This is a genomic window from Dyadobacter sediminis, from assembly GCF_005860765.1.
Classification (GTDB): Bacteria; Bacteroidota; Bacteroidia; order Cytophagales; family Spirosomataceae; genus Dyadobacter; species Dyadobacter sediminis.
In genome coordinates this window covers 896978-919480 of the sequence record NZ_VCEI01000021.1, presented here as the reverse complement: position 1 = coordinate 919480, position 22503 = coordinate 896978, and the positions used below count along the sequence as shown (strand labels likewise).

The following is a 22503-nucleotide window of genomic DNA, read 5'->3' as shown; positions in this document are numbered from 1 at the left end:
TTTCTTGTCAAGCTTATGAATCGTCTCAGCCAGCAAACCAGCCCGTATTTACTTCAGCATGCCCATAATCCAGTAGACTGGTTTCCGTGGGGCGAAGAGGCTTTAACTAAAGCCAGAACCGAAAACAAACCGATTCTGGTCAGTATTGGTTATTCTGCCTGTCACTGGTGCCATGTCATGGAACGCGAATGTTTTGAAAAAGAGGCGATCGCGAATGTAATGAACGAATATTTTATCTGCATTAAAGTAGACCGTGAAGAACGGCCGGATGTGGATGCCGTATATATGGACGCCGTGCAGGCAATGGGTGTACGCGGAGGCTGGCCGCTGAATGTTTTTCTGTTGCCGGACACAAAGCCGTTTTATGGTGTAACTTATCTGCCGCCTCAAAACTGGGTGCAGCTTCTGAAAAGCATTCATGACGCTTTTACAAATCATTACGATGAACTGGCCGAATCAGCCGAAGGATTCGTGCACAACATGGTTGTTTCTGACACGAAAAAATATGGATTGACTGCCGGAAACAAAGGTTACAACCTGGCCGGTGCAGATTCGATGTTTGAACATCTTCAGAGAAATTTTGATATGCAAAGAGGCGGAATGGATCGTGCTCCGAAATTTCCGATGCCTTCCATTTATAAATTTTTGCTCCGTTATTACGATATCAGCCAGAATCCGGAAGCACTTGCCCATATAGAACTGTCGCTGAACAGAATTGCACTCGGCGGAATTTACGACCATGTTGGCGGCGGCTGGGCCCGCTATTCGGTTGATGATAAATGGTTTATTCCGCATTTCGAAAAAATGCTATACGATAACGGGCAATTGTTAAGCATTTATGCTGAGGCTTATTCTCTTACAAAAAATCCGCTCTATGCCGACAGAATGACGCAGACAATCCAGTGGCTGGAAAATGAAATGCGCAGTGACGAAGGCGGGTTTTATTCAGCGCTGGATGCTGACAGCGAAGGCATTGAAGGAAAATTTTACATCTGGACACAAGATGAAATGAGCCATATTCTGGGCGGAGATTTTGAATGGTTTTCAAAAATCTATAACATCTCAGCAAACGGCAACTGGGAAGAAGGACATAATCATCTGCACCTTACACAACCTGCAGAAATTGAGGCCAGAGCTTTGGGAATAAACTTGCTGGATTTCGAAGCCCGTTATAAAGGTGCCCTGAACAAGCTTTTTACCGAGCGTGCCAAAAGAGTAAGGCCCGGTCTGGATGATAAAATTCTTGCTTCATGGAATGGCTTGCTGATCAAAGGCTTGTGTGATTGTTACCGCGCTCTGGGCGACGAACACATTCAAAAGCTGGCATTGTCGGCCGGGCAGTTTATCCTGACCAAAATGACAAAAGAGGGTCAATTACTGCATAGTTATAAAAACGGCAATGCAACCATAACCGGTTTTCTGGAAGATTACGCCGCTATTATCGAAGCATATCTGGCATTGTATCAGATTTCCTTTGATGAAACCTGGATTGAACAGGCTCGGCAACTGGCAAATTACACCATAACCAACTTTTACGATCAGGAAGAAGGATTCTTTCATTTTACAGACGCTTCCGGCGAATCGCTGATCGCAAGAAAAAAGGAATTGTTTGACAATGTCGTTCCAGCTTCCAATTCCATAATGGCGCATAACCTTTATGTGCTCGGAAAAATGCTGGATGACAGTGAATACCTGCAAATAGCCGACACGATGCTGTCCAAAATGGAAAAGATCATGATGTCGGACGTGCAATGGGTTACAAACTGGGCAGCACTTTACTGCATGAGAACTACGCCAACAGCTGAAATAGCTATCGTTGGGGCAAATGCCGAGGCCATTCGCAAGGATTTTGACCGTTTTTTCATTCCCAACAAAATAGTAATGGGTACTGCAAAAACTTCCGGTTTGCCCTTGTTGCAAAGCAGAACCGAGATCAATTCACAGACAGCTATTTATGTTTGCTATGATAAAACCTGCCAGCTGCCGGTGACGAATGTGGAAGATGCACTTAGTCAGCTTACCAGTATTTAAAGCAGAGGAAAGTACCGTTCAGAAATGACATGCATATGATGAACCGGATGGCCGATGATGACAAAACCGAGCGCCAGGGGCGAAATCTCGGTTTTGTTGGCTGTTCCGGAATTTAAAAGCATGGTATCATTCATATTTTTGAAGAGCGTAATTGTCGACTTTCTCACATCGTTGAATTCCTCCATCAGATCATCAACCGAACGCAGCACAGCTGTTGTATTTGCTCCCAACACGGCTTCATCGTAACCCGGCAATTCGGTCTTGTCATTTCTGGAAAAACGCAATGCCCTGTAAGCCATGATTCTTTCATTATCAATTACGTGCTGCAAAATATCCTTTGCAGTCCATTTATCTTCAGCATATACCCGGTTTCCGAGAGCGGTCAGTTTCACTTTATCGGAATAAACTTTGTCCGGTGTATATTTTTCAAATGCTTCAAACAAATCAATATCTTCGACCAGATTGATATAGCGGTCAAAAAAAGCAGGCATCGGATTAATTGCGGATCTTTTCATTTACAAATTCGTTTATGCGGGTAAGTTAATAAAATTCAAATTTCCAGTTCAGAAAAATCAGCAGTCAAACGTATCAAAAGGAAGCTATTTCAGGCTCAGTAACAAGATAAATTTATTTACCGGCGGTGACTTCATTTTGTGCCCAAATGTTGATAAATAGTAATTTACAAGTCACTTGGATTATTGAAACTATTTTTATTAAATTTGGAACAAATCCTCATTCCATTGAAAAAAATAGCACCGATATGTTTATTGGCTCTGCTGCTCTACAATACGTTCGGGCTGACGTTTGCCGTGCTTTTTTTTGAAAAAGACTTTAAAGTTGCTTCCCTTACCGATGGAAAAGAAGATTGGAAAGTGATGAAAATGTATCTTCCGTCTTTGCCTTATTCGGATAATGTAGAGATTTCTGATAACATTGAAGGACTTGTACGACAGGATGGAAATTTTTATAATCCGACGCACATTCTGCATGAAAATGATACGCTTTATGTAACGCTCAAATCCAATCAGGCTGCCCGCGACCATTTCTTTGAACTGGCCAATGCCATGGAAATGCTGAGCAATCCGGAGGCCGACTATCCCAATAATCCTTACAGTAAAGCTGTTAAATTGCTCGGTAACCTGCTGAAAAACTATGTTCCAAGCACATTCGAGTTTGATATTCCTAAAACCTGCTTTTCAGAACAGCTGACAAAATTCAACAGTCTGCCGGTGAAAGCAGTATATGCTTCCATAGACATCCGGCTGCCGACACCTCCTCCCGAATTTTGCTGATTTTTCTTTCGCTGTTTCCTTGAAAACGGCATTCAAGCTTAATCAGATCATTTTGTCGGCCATTTACTCCCATTGGTAATTGCTCATTATCAATCCGGTAAGTATACGCGGACTTTACAATTCCATCTTCAATGCAAAAACATTTACTGAATCTGAAGCAGTTTTCGCTGCTGCTATTCCTGCTTATTCTGTCATTAAAGCAATCCGCATTTGCGCAGATGCCTAACGACGCGATTTATATGTCAAAAAATACAGCTTGCCTGGCTGTATCCTACAACAACAGTTCATGGAACAAGTACTGGGAAAACTCTCTTTTACGTGAAAACCTGAATATCGGCACACATACAACACAAAGTACAATGGCCATGCTGGCTATAGGCGTAACCAAAAACCTGAATGCCATTGTTGCGCTTCCGTACGTATGGACGCAGACGAGTGCCGGAAACCTGCGTTGGCAGCGCGGCTTTCAGGATGCTTCCGGCTGGCTGAAATACCGATTTATCAATAAGTCGGGATTTTCGATGCATGCCATTGCAGGCGCTTCCATTCCGGTCGGAAATTACGTTGCCGAATTCATGCCTATGTCCATCGGAATGCAATGCAAAACAGCAACTGCCAGATTGCTCGCAAGTTACAAGCACAGAAGCGGCATTTACCTGACTGCATCCGAAAGCTACATTTTCCGCAGCAATATCAACATCGACAGGGATTCTTATCAGGCCGACAAACATCTTTACAATGTTCATCAGGTTTCTGTTCCAAACGCTTATGATGCAGCTGTACGGCTGGGCTATATGAAACGCGAAATTCAGGCTGAAACATACGTTGAGCACGGCGCATGTGACGGCGGTGACAACATTCGCCGCAATGACATGCCATTTCCAACCAACAACATGAAATCAACTTCGGTGGGGTTTTATGCCAAATACCAGCCTCATAATATAGGACTAAATGCAAGGGTTGCGCATGTGCTGAGTGGCAGCAATGTTGGCCAGAGTACCTCCTATTCCGTTGGCGTACTTTATCAGTTCCGGTATATAAAGGCTGCTAAAAATTAAAAATTGCTAAATACAATGAAAAATAATATCATATCCTTTCTAAGAAATAGTAAATACCTGATTTTTGTACTGATTACAGCATTTACCCTGTCATGCAGCAAGAATGTCAATGAACCCGTGGCATCCATCAACACACCTTCAGGCCTGGATGAAAATGCAGGGAACTGGAAGCCATTCGTTCTTGCATCATCGGGAGAAATCATGGTTGCCGAACCAAAAGCTGCCACTTCCGATGAATACAAAGCTGAAATTTTAAAGCTCAAAGAAACAACAGCCGCCATTACGCCGCAGCAAAGAGAACTTGTAAATTACTGGGGTGCCGGCGCTGTTTACCGCTGGAATGAAATCGGACGTGAACTTGCTGCCCGTTACAATACGCCTCCTGCTTCCGATAAAGACGGAAAATACCCGCTTCCGGATGCCGCAAATCCACTGGCCGATCCGAAATTTCCGTTTGCCAATCCGCCTTATACGGCGCGTGCACTTGCTTATCTGAGCGTAGCACAGTATGATGCACTGATTACGGCCTGGAATTATAAGTTTAAATTCAACCGGAAAGCGCCTGCCAAAATGGACGAAAGTGTCAAAACATTATTGCCTGTTACCGATTTGCCTTCTTATCCTTCCGAGGACGCAGTTGTAGCTGAAGCTTCATTTCTGATCCTGAAAGCCATGTTTCCGGGCGAAGTACCATTTCTGGAAGAGAAACTGGCGCAGCACAAAAACAGCCGCTTGTGGGCGGGAATGAACGTTGAGAGTGATATTGCCGCCGGTGCGGAACTGGGAAAAGCAGTTGGTGCAAAAATTATGGCAAGAGCCAAAACGGACGGCATGAGCACGGCAAACAATCAGTCAAAAACAGCTGAAATGATCGCCAATGCAAAAAACATCGGAACAACCGAACCGTGGGTAAGCCAGGAACTTCCGGCTCGTCCGCCTATGCTCCCGACGTACGGATTTGTAACGCCCTGGAATTTTGATAAAGCGGCAGTTGCAGAAATGCGTCCTTCGCCCCCGCCTGCAATCGGAAGTGCCGAGTATCAGCAAAACATTGACGAACTGCTGCAAATTGCCAAAAAGCAGACAAGAGAACAAGCCCGGATTGCAAATTTCTGGTCGGATGGCGTTGGAAGCTATACTCCTCCGGGTCACTGGCACCGCCGTGCCGCCGATTTGTGTCATAAGAACAGTTACAGTGAAATAAGAACTGCAAGAACGCTTGCTTTGCTAGGAACTACTTTGCAGGATGCAGGAATCTGCTGCTGGGACGCCAAGTATTATTACTATTATCCGCGCCCGAACCAGATGAACAAGAAGATCAAAACTTCTGTAGGATTGCCTAACTTTCCTTCCTATACTTCTGGCCATTCCACTTTTTCCGGTGCTGCTGCGGAATTGTTGTCATACATTTTTCCGGAAGAAAAGGAAAAGCTCAATCAAATGGCGATGGAAGCATCTGTTTCCCGCATTTACGGACTTATTCATTACCGCTTCGACTGTGAGGCAGGTCTGGAAGCCGGCCACAAAATCGGGCAGACGGCTATTCACCGTGCGCAGCTGGATGATGCTTTATAAACAAGAAAGTATCAAATAAAAAACCCATGTTCCTGAATTGGAACATGGGTTTTTTATTTGATACCTGAAATTCAATTCAGCCAGGAACTTGTCCCGCTCCTGAATCAAAAGCAATCTGGTCCTGATTACCCAAGATTGGCAATATCAAACGGCAGTTTACGCATTCGCTTTCCGGTTGCAGCAAACACTGCATTACCCAGAGCCGGTGCAACCGGCGGCAATCCCGGCTCTCCTACTCCGCCCGGAGCAGATCCGCTGTCCACAATATGAATTTCAATGGCTGGCATTTCATTCAGGCGCATGATGTTATACTGATGGTAATTGCTTTGGTCGCATGCACCATTTGTGAATGTAATGCCATCCTTGATGGCAGCTGTCAGTCCCATGACAATGTTTCCTTCCGTCTGCGCTTTTACGTTATCCGGATTTACATAGTAACCACAGTCAATAACAGAAACCACTTTATCAATTTTGACACCCTGACCCTTTTTCGATACCGTTATACAACAGGCTGAAATACTGTTGAATGATTTGAATACAGCCAGTCCTTTCCCCGTTCCTTCCGCCAGTTTCTCATCCCAGCCTGCTTTTTCGGCCAAAGTTTCAAGTACTTTCCTGAAACGCTCGTCGGGAAGTATTTCGAGACGGGCTTTCAGCGGATCTTTTTTGGCAAGATGCGCCAGTTCGTCAATAAAACATTCTTGTCCCCAGCCGAAATTGGAAGCATAAACCGACCGCCACCATACAATCGGAATATCCGTTTTTACATGCGTCCAGCTTACTTTTGAAGCAGCTGCAAAATTGTATTTGGTATTGCCGGTACTGATTTCTTCCCCGATCCAGGAATCCGCTTCATCTTCTTTCAAGCCTTTGAATACCTGGCCAAGAATGGATTCTCCGATTGCATGGTGATGATACCCTGTTATTTTACCATCCTCCACAAAACCCTGCATATGGCTCAGCATACCCGGGCGATATGGCCCTTGCGTAATATCATCTTCACGCGTCCAGATTACCTTTACAGGTTTCTTGATCTCCTTTGAAATATGACAGGCTTCCAGCACAAAATCGTGGTATGCTTTGCGGCCGAAAGCGCCTCCGAGTAAAGTGACATTCACTTTTACCTGCTCCGGTTTTATTTTCATGTAAGCACAAACGTCGCGGATCGTCCAGTCTGGCCCCTGAACGGGCGCCCAGATTTCAACGGAACCATCTTCTTTCACATGCGCAACGGCATTTTCGGGTTCAATGGGTGCATGCGCCAGGAAAGGTGTTTCGTATTGTGCTTCCAGCTTTTCCTTTGCAGCCGCATATTTTACCGTAAAATCTCCTTTTTCTTCATAATTAATGCCTTCTTTTTTCGCAGCTTCATACGTTTCAGCGAAATAGCCGGCCGTATCCACTGTTTTTTCGTAATTTCCGTTATCCCATTTTACAACGAGTGCTTTCTTGCCCTTAACGGCTGCCCACCAGTTTGTTGCGATGACTGCAACGGCTTCGGAAGTACGGTGCGGCATGGTTCTTTCGGTCTTGATGACCTGTAAAACGCCTTTGATTTTCTTTGCTTCCGAATCGTCAATGGAAACGATTTTACCATGGATTGCAGGCGAATGCACAATGCTTGCATAAACCATTCCGGGCACGTCGATATCAATTCCGTAAACTGCTTTTCCGGTAACCCGATCGGGTACATCGAGCCGTTTGTTGTATTTGCCAATAATTTTGAAATCTTTCGGATCTTTCAGTTTCGGATCGGAAGGGATTTCCAGTTTGGAAGCATCATCGGCCAGTTCGCCGTAGGTGAAGCTTTTGCCGCTTGCTTTATGAAATACCGCGCCATCTTCTGCATGACATTCGGTTACGGGCACATTCCATCTTTTGGCTGCAGTGGTTGTCAGCATTTCGCGGGCAGCAGCACCTGCTTTCCGGATCGGAAGCCACAATTCCCTTACCGAACTGCTGCCTCCGGAAACCTGGCTTCCGTATTTTTCTTTTCCGTCACTCTGAATAATCAGTACTTTCTCCAGACTTACTTCCAGTTCCTCCGCCAGCAAGGAAGGAACGGCTTGCGTAGAGCCTTGTCCCATATCCGGACGCGGATTCACAAGCGTGATATTGCCGGCTGTGTCAATGATAATAAACGGATTGATTTCCAGCTTCAGAACAGCCGGCGTAATCTTTTTAAGGGAAGCATCCTTTGTAAAACCTGAAATCCCCAATGCAAGCCCGAACGTAGTCAGTCCGGACGCTTTCAGAAAATCGCGGCGTGATGTCTGTATATTTTTCAATGTCTTTTGTCGCTAAGGTTCAATGATCACTCCTTTAAACTACATTTTCCCGATTCCTGCTTCTGAAACTTTTATTTCAGCCGCCGCCCGGTGAATTGCCTTGCGAATGCGGTCATAAGTGCCGCAGCGGCAAAGGTTTCCGCTCATGGCCGAGTCAATGTCCGCATCCGTCGGGCTTGGATTTGTTTTAAGCAGCGCAACCGCAGACATTATTTGTCCCGACTGGCAGTAACCGCACTGCGGAACCTGCTCTTCGATCCATGCTTTCTGGATTACACTCAGCTTTCCGTCTCCGATTCCTTCGATCGTTGTAATCTTGTCATTTTTACCAACACTTGAAATCGGCGTCTGACAGGAACGGGCCGGCTGACCGTTGACATGCACGGTACAAGCGCCGCACAATGCCATTCCGCAACCGAATTTGGTGCCTTTTAGTCCTGCAAAATCCCGTACTACCCAAAGTAAAGGCATATCGGGCTCTACGTCAACCTTTACTTTTCTTTCCATTAACGGATAAATTATATACTGCCATCGTTAGCGGTTATGAATGATTAGAAACGACTGAATAACAATATGTAACCCTGCAAAAAGTAGATTTTGCATTTTCGGCAGGCGAATACATGTTATTTGTAAACGAATATAAATAAAAAACAGCGCTAATTTTACCTTGTTTCCGAAACCTTATCCTGAAATAAAATAATGATTACAAACGATGCCGTTGTACTTGGATTACTGATGCTGGTGCTTGCCCTGATTTTTTATACCGCATCGCTTCCGGGAAAGGTCTGGAAACGATTTTACACGCTTGTTCCGCCGCTGCTGCTTTGTTACTTTATTCCCGGCCTGCTCAATTCTTTTGGAATCATCAACGGCAGTACTTCGCAGCTTTATCCTGTCGTTTCAAAGTACTTTCTTCCTGCATGCCTTGTTTTATTTACAATTGGAATGGACTGGCGTTCTTTGGGAAAACTCGGCCCGAAAGCATTGACGGCCATGCTCGTCGGAACGGCAGGAATCATGCTCGGCGGTCCGCTGGCATTATGGATTGTCGGATTGATCAGTCCGGCAACTGTCGCCGGTGAAGGTCCGGATGCGGTATGGCGCGGACTGGCCACGATTGCCGGAAGCTGGATCGGCGGAGGCGCGAATCAGACTGCACTGAGGGAAGTTTTCAAGCCGAGCGACCGGTTGTTTTCACAAATGGTGGCCGTAGACGTGCTGATTGCTGAACTATGGATGGCTTTTTTGATCTACGGAGCCGGAATAGCCGCACGTGTAGACACGTGGCTGGGTGCTGACAGCAGACAAATCGAAGAAGTAAAGCATCATCTTGACGTACAAAACAAGGCAAACGAACAAAATCCGGCCGTTCGCGACTATATATTTCTGGCCGCAGCAGGCTTCGGCGCAACCGGACTTGCACATGCCTTATCCGAAATAATCACTCCTTTTCTGAAAGAAAATTATCCTGCACTGGAGAAATACAGCCTTACTTCCTCTTTTTTCTGGGTAATCACCATTGCTACTTTCATCGGGATTGTGCTTTCGGTTACTCCGGTCCGGAAGCTGGAATATGCAGGTGCTTCAAAGCTGGGATCGGTATTTTTATATGTTCTCATTGCAACGATCGGAATGCAGATGGATCTTGGCGCCGTTGCCGGCAACCCGGGTTTGTTCGCAATTGGTTTGCTTTGGATCTGCATTCATGCGTTTATTCTGATCATTGTCTGCCGGTGGCTGAAAATTCCGTTCTTCTTTCTGGCAGTCGGCAGTCAGGCAAATGTGGGCGGCTCCGCTTCGGCTTCCGTTGTCGCGGCAGCTTTTCATCCGTCGCTGGCAACAGTAGGCGTTTTACTTGCTATATTAGGCTATGCAATCGGAACTTACGGCGGCTATCTTACGGCATTGATGATGCAATGGATCAGTGAAGGCTGAGTCAGCAACAACTTTTCAAATGGCTTGAAAAATGCCGGTTTAAATTATAAATGAATGATTCAATGGAAGAAAACAGCAAACTGGATAAGATTATAGAGGCCAGAATGAAACTGAAAGCACGTTTTCAGGAAAAAATGGCCGCAACACCTTCTGTTTCCGATTCCAGACCCATGGGATCCGGAGAAATAAACCGGCATGGAATGCCCAAGCTGCCGGCGGGACAAACCAGAACCGTCAAATGGCCCGTACTCGATCTTGGTTTTAAACCCGACATTTCACATCAGCAATGGAAACTTGTCGTGGATGGCGAAGTGGAATCACCGGTTACGCTGAACTGGGATGATTTTATGAATCTGCCGCAAACCGAGGACATAAGTGATTTTCACTGCGTTACGACCTGGTCAAGAATGGATGTTCCGTGGATTGGCGTTCGGCTGGCGGATATTGCCGCACTCGTAATGCCGAAATCCACCGCAACGCATGTGCTTTGTCACGGTTATGACCAGTATACAACAAACCTTTCGCTGGAAGAAGCTTTGAAAGAAGATGTGCTGCTTGTTCATACCGCCGACCATAAACCGCTAGAAAAGGATCACGGCGGACCCGTACGCATGATTACGCCGCAGCTTTACGCATGGAAAGGAAGTAAATGGATCAAAAGAATTGAATTTTTATCTTCCAACAAACTGGGATTCTGGGAATTGCGGGGTTACTCCAATACGGCATATCCATGGCGGGATGACCGTTACAGTTAAGAAAAGCGGTGTGGATTCCGCAGGTTAAAGATCCAGAACCAGTCCGTCATAAGCCAGACTTACATTGGGCGGAAGTTCGGTATTGATAACGGCATGCAAACCCAGTCTGTGACTCATATGAACAAGATAAGCCTGCGGAATATCCAGTTTTTCAATCAGTTCAAGCGCCTGCGAAAGGGTAAAATGCGAAATGTGCGGCTCTTTCTGCAGGGTATCCAGCACAAGCACTTTTGAACCTTTGATCTTTTCCTGTTCCTTTTCCGAAATATAATTGGCGTCGGTAATGTAAGTAAAATCACCAATCCGGAATCCGAAAACAGGAAGCATATAATGCATGACTTCGATGGGGATGAACTTTACGCCGCTTACTTCAAAAGGTTCGTTACTAATCGGATGAAGTTCAAAATGTGGAACACCGGGATAACGTGTTTCCGAAAAAGCATAAAAAAACTCACTCCGGATCTGATTCAGAACTTCCTGCCTTCCGTACAGCGGAATATCACTTTGCTGACGATGATTGAAAGCACGGATATCGTCCAGCCCGGCGGTATGATCTTTATGCTGATGAGTGAAAACAGCTGCATCAAGTTCGCGTACATTGGCCCGGAGCATTTGCTGACGGAAATCAGGGCCGGTATCAATGACAAACGATTTGCCCTGGGTTTGTACCCAAACGGAGGTCCTTAAACGCTTGTCATGCGGATCGGAAGAACGGCAAACGACACAGTCGCAGGCAATAACGGGTATTCCCTGCGATGTGCCGGTTCCTAAAAATGTAATCCTCATCCGATTTATTCTGTCAAATGCGCCACTACTTCAACCAGACGGTCAAAGTTTAAAGGTTTCATAAGCGCATCGTCAAATCCTGCTTCTTTGAAATCTTCTTCCGAGTAATTTTTTGCATTGCCCGTTATTGCTACGATCGGTGTTTTGGCCTTGTTCTCGTTAGGCAGCTTGCGGATGCTTCTTGCACACTCCATTCCATCCATCACAGGCATATTGATATCCAGCAAAATAATATCAAAATCTTCTTTTTCAAGGAGTTGCAAAACTTGCTCTCCATTTTTTACGGAAGTAATTTCATAGTGTTGAAATTCCAGAATCTTCCTTGCCAGATTTTGAATAACGGAACTGTCTTCGGCAATGAGTACTCGCTTAGTGTAAGACATATGATGGGTCAAGTATTATGTTTATTTATTTGCCTGGTCAATTTAGGTATATTTAGATCAACAACGCAAACAGGCCGGCTGCGAAGTTTCAAAATTATCATAAAAAAGTAAATAAATATCTTATACTTTTTCAAAGCTGCCTTTCAGGTGTAAGTTTGCAATCCGTTTACAAATAAGACTTTGATATGTTCAAAAATAAAGTAATCCGATACAGCACAATCGCAATGTTTATCGCTGTTCTTGCCTATTTTGTAATTGAGAATTTTACAAAATCCGGAAATGACGACCTGATTGCCGCAAACCCGGAACAGTACAATGCCAAAATCCTGGAAGAACGTGCGGCCAAGGATGAACAGTTTAAAACGGCCGATGATTCTCCGATTGCTGACAAGGAAAGTTTTCACGGGCTACATTACTTCAAGCCAAACCTTAAATACCGCATCAAGGCCAATATTTCTCCGTATACCTCGGAAGACAAGGAACTTGTAATCAAGTATACGGACGGTACTACTGAAAAATACGAGAAATACGGTTATGCCAATTTCACGATCGACGGTCGTGCCCAAAAGCTTCTGCTGCTTAAAAATGAAAGCGTCATTTCCGTACTTTTCAGAGATGAAACCACCGGAAAAGAAACATACGGCGGCGGCCGGTACCTCGATTATCCCGTTTCCGAAATCAAAAACAATGTCATTGTGCTGGATTTCAACAAAGCATATAATCCTTATTGCGTGTATCAGCCGACTTATGCATGTCCGGTTCCTCCGGCTGAAAATACGCTTACAGCTGCCATATACGCGGGCGAAGTGACGGAAACTTCCGCACATGAGTAATTGTTTGCAATAAGTGAAGCTGATGGAAAAGTATACAGTATTGCGTCTTGCAAAGTGCTGTTCAGACTTAAATGATTAATTTTGCAATAAAGGCTGCCGGCAGAATGTCGCAGCCTTTCAACTTATTATTTTAAAGTATCCGCATGAAGATCTCTTATAAGTGGCTTAAGGAACTGATTGATATTACAGAAACGCCGGAAGAAACCGGCAGATTACTCACAGGAACCGGGCTTGAAGTTGAAAGCATAGAAGAAATTGAATCCATAAAAGGCGGCTTGCAGGGCGTTGTGATCGGCGAGGTTCTTACTTGCGAAAAGCATCCGGAAGCAGACCGTCTTAGCAATACAACCGTGGACGTTGGCGAAGAAAACCCGCTTTCGATCGTTTGCGGAGCACCGAATGTTGCGGCAGGACAAAAAGTAATCGTGGCAAAAGTGGGTGCGGTGCTGTATCCGACCGGAAGTGAACAGCCGCTGATTCTGAAAAAATCGAAAATCAGAGGTTCGTTATCTGAAGGAATGATCTGCGCAGAAGACGAACTTGGACTTGGTACCTCGCACGATGGAATTCTGGTTCTGGAAACCGCACTTCCGAACGGCACTCCGGCCAGTGAATATTTCGGCATTTCTTCCGATTATCTGATTGAAATCGGGCTTACGCCCAACCGTGCTGACGCCGCTTCGCACTATGGCGTTGCACGCGACCTGAAAGCCGTTTTGAACCGGCCGGTCAGTTTGTCTTCAGTTGACGGATTTTCAGTTCATAACAAAGATCTTCAGGTACAAGTAGAAGTCAGGAACCAGGAAGCATGCCCGCGATATACCGGCCTGACTATATCCGGAATAAAAGTCGGCGATTCGCCGGAATGGCTGAAACAACGGCTGCAAACGATCGGAATCCGCTCGATCAACAACATTGTGGATATTACGAATTATGTATGCCATGAGCTGGGCCAGCCGATGCATGCGTTTGATGCTGAAAAAATAACAGGCAAAAAAGTAATTGTAACGACGGTTCCCGCCGGAACACCATTCGTAACGCTTGACGGAATAGAAAGAAAAATTTCAGCTTCTGACCTGATGATCTGCAATGAAGGCACGAACGGAAATCCGGAACCGATGTGCATTGCCGGCGTATTCGGCGGCCTTACTTCCGGCGTTTCCGGTGAGACAACTTCTATTTTCCTGGAATCCGCCTATTTTTCACCAATCTGGGTCCGGAAAACTGCGCAGCGCTTTTCTTTGAAAACGGATTCTTCATTCCGTTTTGAACGCGGAACGGACCCGAACATGCCATTATACGCGCTGAAACGAGCCGCATTGCTGATTCAGGAAATAGCGGGAGGAACAATCTCCTCGGAAATCACAGACATTTACCCGGAACCCATACAGGACTTCCGCGTTCAGATGAGTTACCAGCATATTGACCGGCTTATTGGAAAATCGCTGGACAAAAGCCTGATCAAAAGCATTCTGAACAGCCTGGATATAGTAATAGAAAATGAGACTGAAACTTCTTTTACTGCCATTGTACCGCCATACCGCGTTGACGTACAGAGAGAAGCGGATGTAATTGAAGAAATCTTGCGCATTTACGGGTTCGGGCAAGTGGAATTATCCGAATCGCTGAGCTCGGATTACATTTCCGATTTTCCGGTTAATGATCCTGAGAAGCTGAAACTACGTGTTTCTGAACTGCTTGCCGCAAACGGGTTCAATGAAATGATCAATAACTCGCTGACCAAACCGGAATATCAGGCATCGCTTGGTGAAGCTCTTGCCGGAAGTCCGGTGAAAATCCTGAATTATCTGAGTGAGGACCTTTCGGTGATGCGTCAGACGCTGCTTTTTTCCGGGCTGGAAGTCATTGCCTATAACAGCAACCGTCGCCAGCGCGACCTGAAATTGTTTGAATTCGGTAAAACCTATCATTTACTGAATGAAAAGTATGTGGAAAAAGAACGTCTTTCTGTTTTTGTTACCGGAAATATCCAGCAGGAAAGCTGGTTTGAAAAATCACGTGAGACCGTTTTTCATGATCTGGCAGCATTTGTAAACCAGGTTCTTGCCGCGATGAAAATCCGGGAAGTTGAGAAGCAGCATGCGGATACCCGCATTTACAAATACGGCCTTACGCTTCTTTTCAACAAAAAACCGGTTGTAACATTCGGATTGCTGCAGACGGCTGTCGCCAAAAAACTGGATGTGAAAGCAGGCGTCTTCTTTGCAGATTTTGACTGGGAATATATGCTGCGGCAGTACGATGCGGCAGTACAGTACAAGGAAGTTTCCAAATTCCCGGAAGTACGAAGGGACTTGTCCGTTGTGGTGAACAAAAAAATAACGTTTGAAGAACTGCGTCAGATCGCATTCAGAACGGAAAAGCAGTTGCTGCGTTCTGTGAATGCATTTGATGTGTATGAAGGAGCCAATCTGGAAGGCAAGAAATCTTATTCCATCAGCTTTATATTACAGGACGAAACGCAGACTCTGACAGATAAAGTGATCGATAAATCCATGCAGCGCCTGATTGCGGCGTATGAAAGGGAATTTGAGGCGGTAATCAGAAAGTAATTGGTTTGAGTTGGTTTGCGGGAATTTTTTTAAGTGAAAAATGGAAAGAATCGATTCACGTATCATTGAGCATAAATTAGCCGACCTTGAGAAAAAGCTTGAGATCCTGATCAATACTAAAGAAAAACTAAGTTGGTCATTATCAGAATTGCAGCGTGAAAATGCAGACCTCAGAGAATCAAATAACAAACTAAAGGAAGAAGCAAAAGAAATAAAGAAAAAATACACTACTTTGGAAAAAGACTTTAATAAGTCTAAAAGTTTCGCTAAAATTGTCACTAGTAAACTGACGCCAACAAGCGGAATTGCTGAACTGAAAGATTCAGTTGATAAATATATACAAGAGATCGATAAGTGCATTGCACTGCTTGAAGATACCTTATGAAAAAAAGCAACATACTTAATCCCGACGTTTCTGTCTTTATAAAGCTCTTGGACAGAGGTTTCAAACTGAGTGTTCCGGCAGATCAGGAGAAATATTACCGGGATGGCTATGAGGTATTCTTACATCGCGTGGAACAACATAAATTAAAAGGAAAAGTATACGGCGACATCGAAGCAATCGCTCTGACTTCCATTGAATGTCTTGTGGCATTGCAGCGGAATCAGGAGCAGCTGAATGATTTGATCATGGCATTCAGAAGCAGGGTTGAAAAGCTCGATGAAACAATAAGCAGCGCTATAGAAAGCTAATCTCAACAGCGAAAACCTTTAATTTAAACGATTCTTATATTCTTCAACCTTTAACGTTCGGCATTTTAACGCAGGTTTAGTCGGTAAAACCAACTATATAACCATTACTTGAAATGTCAAATTCTCAAATTTTCATCGTTCTCCTGTCCGATATAATTGCTATCGGCGTGGGTATTTTCGCAGGCAAATACATCTTTCAGAAATCTTTTGACCAGAAGGAAAAAGAAGCCCAGGAACGTGCTGCCGAAATCATCAGAAATGCTGAAAGTGCCGCTGAAAACATAAAAAAAGACAGGATTCTGGAAGCAAAAGAAAAATACCTTCGCCTGAAATCGGAATTTGAAGAGGATGCCAATAAAAAACGGGGAATTCTACAGTCGAATGAGCAGAAACTGAAGCAGCGCGAGCAAAGCCTTAACCAGACAATTGAACAAAACAAACGCCGCGAGAACGAACTGGAAGCGCTTAAAACCAATCTGAACCAGCAATTGGAAACGGCCGTAAAACGCCGGGAAGAAGCAGAAAAATCCTTGCAGCAGCAAGTTGCACAACTTGAAAAAATAGCGAACCTGACTGCCGAACAAGCGCGTGACCAGCTGATCGATGCACTGAAAGCAGAGGCTGACACAAGAGCCGGCTCTTACGTGAAAAGTGCTATGGAAGAAGCCCGTCTGACTGCGACCAAAGAAGCCAAGAAAATTGTCATTGAAACCATTCAGCGTACTGCCGCTGAACATGCCATTGAAAACTGCGTTTCGGTATTCAATATTGAAAACGACGATATCAAAGGCAAGATCATCGGAAGGGAAGGAAGAAATATACGGGCGCTGGAAGCAGCAACCGGTGTTGAAATCATTGTGGACGACACGCCCGAGGCCATTGTAATTTCAGGTTTTGATCCGGTCCGCAGGGAAATTGCAAGACTTTCGCTGCACCGCCTTGTACAGGACGGCAGGATTCACCCCGCGCGCATTGAGGAAGTAGTTGCCAAAACCCGCAAAAACATCGACGATGAAATTGTGGAAATCGGTGAGCGTACGGTGATCGAGATGGGAATTCACGGATTGCATCCTGAACTTGTTAAAATGATCGGCCGCATGCGTTTTCGTTCTTCTTACGGACAAAACCTGCTGCAGCACTCGCGTGAAGTTGCAAAACTCTGCGCAACAATGGCATCCGAACTGGGTTTGAATACCAAACTGGCCAAAAGAGCCGGTCTGTTGCACGATATCGGTAAAGTGTGGCCGGAAGAATCCGATCTGCCGCACGCAATTCTGGGAATGGAACTTGCCAAGAAGTACAAGGAAAATCCGGAAGTATGCAATGCAATCGGTGCGCACCATGATGAAATTGAAATGACCAGCATCCTTTCTCCGATCATTCAGGTTTGCGATGCGATTTCGGGCTCACGTCCGGGCGCTCGCCGCGAAATGATGGAATCATATATCCAGCGTCTGCGCGATCTTGAAAACATGGCATTATCTTTTGAAGGTGTAGAGAAATGTTATGCAATCCAGGCCGGAAGAGAGCTGCGCGTCATTATTGATGCCGACAATGTTTCGGATGAAAAAGCAGGAATGCTTTCATTTGATATTTCACAAAAGATTGAAAAAGAAATGCAGTATCCCGGACAAATCAAAATTACCGTAATCCGGGAAATGCGTTCAGTTGCGTACGCGCGTTAATCCAGCCCAAAATACATGAATTACTTACAGCTTACCAGTTCTGAACGATTGGGCATTCATACGCTCGGCGAACTAAAAAGAGCAGGTTATCAGTCCCGTTCCATCAAACAGGAACTTCGCGATAACCTGATTGCAAGAATCAGAAACAAGGAAAATATTTTCCCCGGAATCTGGGGGTATGAAGAAACTGTCATTCCTGACGTGGAACGTGCGATTTTGTCCATGCACAACATCAACTTTCTGGGCCTTCGCGGACAAGCGAAAACCCGGATTGCAAGAATGATGATTAACCTGCTGGATGAATACATTCCGTACATCACGGATTCTGAACTGCATGATGATCCCCTTGAGCCGTTATCCAGAAACTCCAGAGATCTTATCGAGGAATATGGTGACAATACACCCGTTTCCTGGCTTCACCGGGATGAACGCTATACGGAAAAACTGGCAACGCCGGACGTTTCCGTTGCGGATCTGATCGGCGATGTGGACCCGATCAAGGCAGCCACTCTAAAACTGCCTTACTCGGATGAAAGGGTTATTCATTTCGGATTGATACCCCGCTCCCACCGCGGCATTTTCGTAATTAACGAACTTCCCGATCTTCAGGCACGCATTCAGGTTGCGTTATTCAACATTCTTCAGGAAGGTGATATCCAGATACGTGGTTTTAAACTAAGACTTCCGCTTGATATCCAATTTGTGTTTACAGCCAATCCGGAAGATTATACCAACCGGGGAAGCATTGTAACACCTTTGAAAGACCGGATTGAAAGCCAGATCGTAACGCACTATCCGAAAACCATTGAGACAGGTAAAAAAATCACGGAACAGGAAGCGGTGGTTAAGACGGAGCAAAAAGGCCTTGTTGTTGTAAATGAACTTGCCAAAACGCTGATCGAGCAAATAGCTTTTGAAGCGCGTGAAAGCGAGTACGTTGATAGTAAAAGCGGGGTTTCTGCACGTCTGACGATTTCTGCCTATGAAAGTCTTTTAAGTACTGCGGAAAGAAGAGCGCTGATCAATGGTGAAACATCCACTTATGTCCGTATTTCTGATCTTTACGGCGTTGTTTCTGCAATTTGCGGAAAAGTAGAGCTTGTTTATGAAGGCGAAGTCGAGGGCCCGGTCATTGTAGCGCAGAACCTGATCGGTAAAGCAATCCGGACACAGTTTCTGAGCTTTTTCCCCGATCCTGAAAAAAGCAAGAAAAGCAAGATCAATCCGTATGCCAAAGTAATCGAATGGTTCGGATCAGGAAATGAAATGGAAATGCCGGGAGATATGGCCGATCGTGAATACATGGCACGTTTGAAGACCATTGACGGACTGGACGATTTCGTCGATATGCTGAGCGCTTATGCAAGCCAGGAAGAAAAACTGTTTATGATGGAATTTGCGCTGCATGGAATGGCCGAGTTCTCACTGATTGGTAAGCAGTCACTGGATCAGGGGATGAAATTTCAGGATCTGGTCAGCAGTATGTTTTCGGGACCGGGTGACGAAGACTACGATTTCGATGAAGACGATGATGATCAGAAGCCGTTTTGAGTGGCTGTTAGCTTTTAGCTGTTAAAATGGTCACTTGTGACACTGTAGTTACTGAAAAAACCGAGGTTTTAATTAGATTACAAGAAACTGCTTATAAATAAAAATGCCCTGATATACAGGGCATTTTTATTTATAAGCAAGATATTACAGCGGAGATCCTTCGTCAGGAATGTTCGGCTCGCTGGTATCAATCAATGAGTCCGGATCGTTGTTAACTTTTCCGCGGACCTTTGCTTCCAGCTCGTCCATCAATTCAGGATTGTCCTTGATCAGCGCTTTGACTGCGTCACGACCCTGTCCCAGACGGTTTCCATCGTAACTGAACCATGAACCGGATTTCTTAACGATTTCAAGCTCAACAGCCAGGTCAATAATCTCACCAACTTTGGATATGCCTTCGCCGTACATGATATCAAATTCCACTACTTTAAACGGCGGCGCTACTTTGTTCTTCACAACTTTAACGCGCGTACGGTTACCGAGAATGGCATCTGCACTTTCCTTGATCTGTCCTACCCGGCGAATGTCCAGACGAACAGAAGCGTAATATTTAAGCGCATTTCCACCGGTAGTTGTTTCAGGGTTACCGAACATCACACCGATCTTTTCACGAAGCTGGTTGATGAAAATACAGCAGCAGCCTGTTTTGTTGATTACACCGGTCAGCTTACGCAATGCCTGAGACATCAGACGTGCCTGCAGACCCATTTTGCTATCACCCATTTCTCCTTCAAGCTCCGCGCGGGGTACCAGTGCAGCCACGGAGTCAATGACGATAATATCCACAGCACCGCTGCTGATCAGGTGCTCTGCAATTTCAAGTGCCTGTTCGCCGCTGTCAGGTTGGGAAATCAGAAGATTGCTTGTGTCAATGCCCAGTTTTTCAGCGTATGACCGGTCAAAAGCATGCTCCGCATCAATAAATGCTGCAAGGCCGCCTTTTTTTTGTGCTTCGGCAATGCAATGCATTGACAAAGTGGTTTTACCGGATGATTCCGGCCCATAAATCTCAACAACACGTCCGCGCGGTACACCGCCTACACCCAAAGCAAGATCCAGCCCTAATGAACCTGTTGATATTACAGGAATGTCAAGCACTTTGGTGTCGCTAAGACGCATTACTGTGCCTTTTCCATAAGCCTTATCCAGTTTTTCGAGCGTAGTCTGTAACGCTTTTAATTTGTTGTCTTTATCTGTGGTTGCTTGTGCCATAAAAGGTGACAGAAATTTAGTTTGTACATGAAAAAGGCGGCTTTTTCGTCACAAAAACCGCCTGCTAATTGGTCTTTTTACATTGTAAATTTAACAAATTACTCTTAGAAAAACAACGTATTTACCCTCTAAAAATATAATTATTTAAGCACTTTTTTCAGGAGAAATATTCCCCGGCAAAAGTTCGTAAATTGTTAATTATCAAACGGTTATTTCGAATTATCAAACGGCTTAGCCGGAGCCATCTTCAACTCATAAAATGAATCCTTTTTACCCAGGTACTGATCCGCTTCCAGCTGCGTCCACTTGTCTTTCAGTACTTCATAAATATTGGCATACGCATCATACGGAATGGGCTGGAAACCCGTTTTTTCGGGCATGATCCGCTGCGTAACAACGTTGACTTTCATTGATCTTACAAACCTTCCTGCGGCGATCAGACAGCATGATGCAAGCAGTGCGAACAGAGCCATGCTGTAAGCTGATTTCCGGACCATATTCCAGGCATTAACGGCTGGAACAGACGCCAGCGGATAAAATAGGTACATGCCCACAATCAGCAGATAGGGCATCAGACCCCGGAACAGAAAATCATTTACTTTGCCGATCCTGTAAATCGGAAAGATCATGATGAATGCGAGTATCAGGAAAAAAGGAATGGCCGGAAGTGCCCTTTGTCTTTCACTTCTGAAATGTTTGAATGCCAGATAAAAGATCAGCAGATTGAGACCGATGTTAATGCTGTATTCAATAACTCTGCTCGGCATACTGTCCGGGAACTGCCAGATAAAACCGGAAATTGGCGCCTCTTCGTGGGAAAGAAAAAATATCAATACAGGCAGACAAGCCAGAAACGGAAGTATAACCGAGTTGATGACCAATTTCCAGTCCAGCCTGAACCCGGCCAGAAGCCATTTGCGAATGATCAGCAGTCCCGCCAGCAATCCGCTCGTAAATGCAGGAAAAACCGCCCACCAGAATGTTAATGCAACGGGAAAAACGATATTTTCAAGCGGAAGTCTGTTTTTTAGAATATAAACGAACATTCCGCCGATGATCAAAGTCGGAATAACCTGATTCGGAACCCAGAGAAGATTTTCAAAATTGGACCAGGATTCTATTCCGAAATCACCGAACTCGTACAACTCACCGGTCAGTTTGTAAAAAACGGTTTTGACTACATGCGGCGTATCGCCGATGGCCATTGCTAGCAGTACAAAAAGCATTTTCTTGTTAAGAACCATGTAAACCCACGAAATCCCGAGAAAGAAACCAACGAAAGTCCAGAGGAAAATGAATGTCTCGCTGATGCTTCCGGTAAGTTTGGAAAAAATGGCGGGGACAACGTAATAGCCGTAGTAATAGGAAATTACCGGGCCGTCCAGCGGAATGCGGATCGGCCAGTTGTATTTAAAAAGCTCGTAAAATTTGGTATTATGGCACCAGTAATCGAAAGTCTGATAGGAAAGCCCGCTAACGCCCGACATGAAAGTGACAATCAGTGCCACAATCGTCAGCAGAAGCAGATCTTTTGAATTCAGCACCGTTTCTGAAACCGGGCTGCTTTGCATTAAAATGCTGGCAAACAGATACAAAAGCAGAACAATACCGGCAACAGCAATGCCTACATTTGTCCAGAAGTAAAAGAAAATCAGATTGGGTAAAAGTAAATAGCCAAGGCTCAGGCCGCGAAGTGATCGTATATTCATTCAGATTAACTAGCAGGAACGTTGAGAAACTCAAACCCAAAGGTACGACTAAAACGACATGCATGTTGTGCTTTACATGAACAGGAACATTGTTTTCAATTATTTTATCGTTGAAATTGCATTATTTCCGTTGTTATTACTAAA

The 22503-nt window shown here is 44.9% G+C and carries 18 protein-coding genes and 1 pseudogene; 12 read left to right on the top strand and 7 right to left on the bottom strand.

The genetic code is table 11. The annotated features are described in order from the left end of the window. Positions 1-15: 15 nt before the first annotated feature. The gene (locus FEM55_RS11110) at positions 16-2031 is read left to right on the top strand and encodes a thioredoxin domain-containing protein (protein WP_138281389.1); all 2016 of its coding nucleotides are present in this window, start codon (positions 16-18) and stop codon (positions 2029-2031) included. On the opposite strand, the gene FEM55_RS11105 is transcribed toward FEM55_RS11110, so the two are convergent. After that, on the bottom strand, positions 2028-2546 hold the full coding sequence (locus FEM55_RS11105; protein WP_138281388.1) for a DinB family protein: 519 nt from the start codon (positions 2544-2546) through the stop codon (positions 2028-2030). The two genes, FEM55_RS11110 and FEM55_RS11105, sit on opposite strands and share 4 nt — an antisense overlap. 225 nt (positions 2547-2771) lie before the next feature. Between FEM55_RS11105 and FEM55_RS11100 the strand changes: the two genes are divergently transcribed. The 3 genes from FEM55_RS11100 (at position 2772) to FEM55_RS11090 (ending at position 5956) form a co-directional block, all read left to right on the top strand. Next, positions 2772-3323 (top strand): hypothetical protein, encoded by a 552-nt coding sequence (locus FEM55_RS11100; RefSeq protein ID WP_138281387.1) that lies wholly within the window; start codon positions 2772-2774, stop codon positions 3321-3323. Positions 3324-3454: 131 nt separating this feature from the next. Next, positions 3455-4381, top strand: coding sequence for a hypothetical protein (locus FEM55_RS11095; RefSeq protein ID WP_374756476.1), 927 nt, complete (start codon positions 3455-3457; stop codon positions 4379-4381). 15 nt (positions 4382-4396) lie between these two features. Continuing rightward, positions 4397-5956, top strand: coding sequence for a phosphatase PAP2 family protein (locus FEM55_RS11090; protein ID WP_138281386.1), 1560 nt, complete (start codon positions 4397-4399; stop codon positions 5954-5956). Between the two features lie 125 nt (positions 5957-6081). Here FEM55_RS11090 and FEM55_RS11085 read toward each other — a convergent pair whose 3' ends face one another. Further along, a complete protein-coding gene (locus FEM55_RS11085) occupies positions 6082-8244 on the bottom strand; it encodes a molybdopterin cofactor-binding domain-containing protein (protein ID WP_138281385.1) in 2163 nt (720 codons plus the stop codon). Between the two features lie 39 nt (positions 8245-8283). Then, positions 8284-8776 (bottom strand): annotated as a pseudogene (locus FEM55_RS11080) ((2Fe-2S)-binding protein). A 167-nt stretch (positions 8777-8943) separates the two neighbouring features. On the opposite strand from FEM55_RS11080, the gene FEM55_RS11075 reads away from it, so the two are divergent. Continuing rightward, positions 8944-10179: a DUF819 family protein gene (locus FEM55_RS11075; RefSeq protein WP_138281383.1), complete on the top strand. Its 1236-nt coding sequence runs from the start codon at positions 8944-8946 to the stop codon at positions 10177-10179. A gap of 62 nt (positions 10180-10241) precedes the next feature. Then, positions 10242-10934, top strand: a complete 693-nt coding sequence (locus tag FEM55_RS11070; RefSeq protein ID WP_138281382.1) for a molybdopterin-dependent oxidoreductase — start codon at positions 10242-10244, stop codon at positions 10932-10934. 24 nt (positions 10935-10958) lie between these two features. Here FEM55_RS11070 and FEM55_RS11065 read toward each other — a convergent pair whose 3' ends face one another. Continuing rightward, positions 10959-11720: an MBL fold metallo-hydrolase gene (locus tag FEM55_RS11065; RefSeq protein ID WP_138281381.1), complete on the bottom strand. Its 762-nt coding sequence runs from the start codon at positions 11718-11720 to the stop codon at positions 10959-10961. 5 nt (positions 11721-11725) lie between these two features. Beyond that, on the bottom strand, positions 11726-12103 hold the full coding sequence (locus FEM55_RS11060; RefSeq protein WP_138281380.1) for a response regulator: 378 nt from the start codon (positions 12101-12103) through the stop codon (positions 11726-11728). 185 nt (positions 12104-12288) lie between these two features. On the opposite strand from FEM55_RS11060, the gene FEM55_RS11055 reads away from it, so the two are divergent. From FEM55_RS11055 to FEM55_RS11030, 6 genes are all read left to right on the top strand, one after another. Continuing rightward, complete coding sequence (locus FEM55_RS11055) at positions 12289-12936, top strand: DUF1684 domain-containing protein (RefSeq protein WP_138281379.1); 648 nt, start codon at positions 12289-12291, stop codon at positions 12934-12936. Positions 12937-13079: 143 nt separating this feature from the next. Continuing rightward, positions 13080-15509: a phenylalanine--tRNA ligase subunit beta gene (gene pheT / locus FEM55_RS11050; protein WP_138281378.1), complete on the top strand. Its 2430-nt coding sequence runs from the start codon at positions 13080-13082 to the stop codon at positions 15507-15509. Between the two features lie 40 nt (positions 15510-15549). Further along, positions 15550-15894, top strand: coding sequence for a hypothetical protein (locus tag FEM55_RS11045; protein ID WP_138281377.1), 345 nt, complete (start codon positions 15550-15552; stop codon positions 15892-15894). Beyond that, positions 15891-16202 carry a cell division protein ZapA gene (locus FEM55_RS11040; RefSeq protein ID WP_138281376.1) on the top strand — a complete coding sequence of 104 codons (312 nt, stop codon included), beginning with the start codon at positions 15891-15893 and terminating at the stop codon, positions 16200-16202. Before FEM55_RS11045 ends, FEM55_RS11040 begins: the two co-directional genes overlap by 4 nt. Positions 16203-16315: 113 nt before the next feature. Beyond that, on the top strand, positions 16316-17887 hold the full coding sequence (gene rny, locus FEM55_RS11035) for a ribonuclease Y (RefSeq protein ID WP_138281375.1): 1572 nt from the start codon (positions 16316-16318) through the stop codon (positions 17885-17887). Between the two features lie 15 nt (positions 17888-17902). Next, a complete protein-coding gene (locus tag FEM55_RS11030) occupies positions 17903-19438 on the top strand; it encodes a P-loop NTPase family protein (protein WP_138281374.1) in 1536 nt (511 codons plus the stop codon). A gap of 144 nt (positions 19439-19582) precedes the next feature. Here the strand turns inward: FEM55_RS11030 and recA are convergent, their stop codons facing one another. Both recA and FEM55_RS11020 read right to left on the bottom strand, forming a co-directional pair. Further along, positions 19583-20650, bottom strand: a complete 1068-nt coding sequence (gene recA / locus FEM55_RS11025; RefSeq protein WP_138281373.1) for a recombinase RecA — start codon at positions 20648-20650, stop codon at positions 19583-19585. 209 nt (positions 20651-20859) lie between these two features. Further along, positions 20860-22359, bottom strand: a complete 1500-nt coding sequence (locus tag FEM55_RS11020) for a hypothetical protein (protein WP_138281372.1) — start codon at positions 22357-22359, stop codon at positions 20860-20862. Positions 22360-22503: the final 144 nt, after the last annotated feature.